This is a genomic window from Myceligenerans halotolerans (assembly GCF_054782975.1).
The window spans coordinates 1-1,594 of sequence record NZ_BAAGRL010000066.1; the positions used below are offsets into that span (position 1 = coordinate 1).

General features: G+C 70.3%; 1 protein-coding gene. It reads right to left on the reverse strand.

Annotated elements, in window-relative coordinates:
- Window positions 1-93 precede the first annotated feature (93 nt).
- Window positions 94-1,533: an IS1380 family transposase gene (locus ACYVK5_RS25705; protein WP_460709108.1), complete on the reverse strand. Its 1,440-nt coding sequence runs from the start codon at window positions 1,531-1,533 to the stop codon at window positions 94-96.
- Window positions 1,534-1,594 lie beyond the last annotated feature (61 nt).

Genomic DNA, 1,594 nt, shown 5'->3' on the forward strand with positions numbered 1-1,594 from the left:
GCTGTTCAGGCGTGGTGAGGTGCCCGTTGTCGCACGGGCTGGGGCGGAGGTTCCAGGTGTCTCGGGTCGTGCGGGAAGGGAGGTGGGGTGGGGTCAGCCGACGGCGGTCGGCAGGGCTTGGAGGCGGGTGAGAGTGGTGTTCAGCAGGCTGAATCCTGGTGGTGGGTGGAGCCAGGTCGTGCCGTCGCGGGCTCGGCGGACGCGCGCGGGGACGCGGATGAGTTCGCGCCGCAGCCGGGTGATGGTGGCCCTGCCGGTGCCGTCGGGGTGGTGCAGGCCGGCCAGGAGGGTGGTGAACGCGCTGATCGCGCAGGCGGTCAGGGCTGCGGCGAGCCAGACGCGGTTGACGGTCTTCTTACCTGAGGGGGCGTGGCGGGCTGCGGCGCCGTGTTTCGCGTCGCGGTTGAGGGCTTCGATGTCGGTGCGGTGCCGGTACCAGTGCTCGACGGCGACGACGTCGTCGCTGGTGGCGGTCTCGAGGTTGGTGAGGATGAACGAGTACAGGTAGACGTGGTCGATCACGCCGTCCAGGGCCAGCTGGAGCTGTTCGGGGTGGGCGCGTTTGCGGCGGCGGGCGCGTTCGGTGGGCAGGTCGGCGGCCTCGATGCGGGTGCGGCGGACCAGGCACGCGATCGGTGTCTGCTTCTTGTCACGGGCGATGTCAGGATCCTTGGCCCAGACGCCGGGCAGGTAGTTCATGACCGCGACCTGGCTGCCGGGCATCCCGGCCGCGTCGTGCCAGGCGGATTCGTCGATCGTGAGCACGTCCCGTAAGACGGCCTGGTTGCGGCGGACCCCGATCGCGAACCGTACTCCCATCTGCACGCATGCCCGGGCGACGTCGATCGCGAAGTAGCCGGTGTCCAGCCTCGCGCGGATCTCGCAGTCGGCCACGGGCAGGACGTGAACCGCGCGCGTGAGGCGGTCCACGACCCCGGCGCGCGGGTCCTCGGTGCCATCGAGAAGGTCGGCGACCAGCGGGACGCCCAGCTCGGCCCAGTGCACGATGTCGGCCTGATACCGCAGCGCGCCGGTATGCCCGTGCTTCGCGCCTTCCTTCTTACGCCCGAACACCTCGATCTCGGTCGCATCCACATCCAGGGTGACCGTCCTGGTCAGCCGTGCGCGCCGGGCGGCCGGCAGGAGGTCCAGGACCCGCCCGGCCGCGACGGCGACGGCTTCCTCAAGGCCCCAGAACGCCTCCGGCGTGAACCTCGCCGCGATCTGCGCGGCCGTCGTCGATGGCACATCGGCCACGGGCGCAAGCTCCTGACCCGCCGCATCCGCCCGACGGCGGTCCAGTCCGACCAGGTGATCCTCTCCGGCCAGCTGCGCGCACGCCATCGCCAGCAACGCCTGCGCGCCACTGGCGCCACGGTCACGCTTCTTGACCTGCCCGATCCCCGCTTCCAGCAGCCCTGACAGCCCGATCACCCGATCGACCTCTGCCACCGCAGCCAGACCCGCCGACGACGTCAGGCGGCTATCGGCGCGCCCTACCCGCACCCGGCCCGGACTCGATACAGTGAGCACCAGAAAAGACCCCTCTTGCTCGTAGACGATGTCTTGGTGTGGTAACCGTCATCATCTCAAG